1 protein-coding gene and 1 pseudogene are annotated in these 1,155 nt (G+C 63.7%); both read left to right on the forward strand.

Translation table 11 applies throughout. The features are described 5' to 3' along the window. A pseudogene (gene clpA / locus VSR34_RS37955) lies at nucleotides 1-377 on the forward strand (ATP-dependent Clp protease ATP-binding subunit ClpA); the annotation flags it as partial. Between the two features lie 282 nt (nucleotides 378-659). After that, nucleotides 660-1,155: amino acid permease (locus tag VSR34_RS37960; protein ID WP_342965182.1), on the forward strand; the 496-nt coding region annotated here is incomplete at its 3' end.

The following is a 1,155-nucleotide window of genomic DNA, read 5'->3' on the forward strand; positions in this document are numbered from 1 at the left end:
TCACGCCCGAGTTCCGCAACCGGCTCGACGCGACGATCAGCTTCCGCTCGCTCGATGAAGAAATCATCATGCGTGTGGTCGACAAGTTCCTCATGCAGCTCGAAGACCAGTTGCACGAGAAGAAGGTCGATGCGGTCTTCACCGACGCGCTGCGCAAGCATCTCGCGAAGCACGGCTTCGACCCGCTCATGGGCGCGCGGCCGATGCAGCGCCTGATCCAGGACACGATCCGCCGTGCGCTCGCCGACGAACTGCTGTTCGGCAAGCTCATGAACGGCGGCCGCGTGACCGTCGATGTCGATGCGGAGGACAAGGTCCAGCTCACGTTCGACGAGCAGCCCGCGCCGCGCAACCCGGAAGCGGTGGAAGTGGAGTAGGCGTCGGCGCGATACCGCGCTTGTAGCCTGTCTGTAGCCTGTCTGCAGCCTTCAAGACGGCGTGGTCCGAAAGGACTGCGCCGTTTTTCATTTGTGCGCCGCGGGCCGGTCGCACCGAATGGCCCCAGAGACGTCGGAAAGTAAAATACGCATTTTGTTTCTTGATGCGCAGCGCCGTCTGTGCGAAGTAGGGGTGTCATTGTGGTACCACGTAAATCGGGCGCGTTCGATGCCATCGTCGAGCGCGAAAAGGGGCTGCGCCGGGGCTTGTCCGCCGGGCAGATGACGATGATCGCCATCGGCGGCGCGGTGGGCACCGGGCTCTTTCTCGGCAGCGGCTTCGCGATCTCCTTTGCCGGGCCCGGCGTGCTCGTTTCCTACGCGATCGGCGCGCTGATCGCGCTGCTGCTGATGGGCGCGCTTGCCGAAATGACCGTCGCTCATCCCGTGTCGGGCTCGTTCGGCGCGTACGCCGAGCACTACATCGGGCCCCTCGCCGGGTTCGTCGTGCGCTATGCGTACTGGTCGGCCTATGTGCTTGCGGTCGGCACCGAGGTCGCGGCGATCGCCGTCTACATGAAGTTCTGGTTCCCTCATGTGCCGGGGCTCTACTGGATCATCGGATTTTCAGCCGCACTGATCGTTGTGAACGCAATGAGCGTGCGTGCCTACGGCACTATCGAATACCTCTTTTCGAGCCTCAAGATCGCCGCGATCGTCGCGTTCATCGTGCTTGGCTCGTGGTTCGTCTGGCGCGCGCCGGCCGGCTCGGGCGTGG

It is taken from the genome of Paraburkholderia sp. JHI2823 (genome assembly GCF_038900695.1).
Lineage (GTDB): Bacteria > Pseudomonadota > Gammaproteobacteria > Burkholderiales > Burkholderiaceae > Paraburkholderia > Paraburkholderia mimosarum.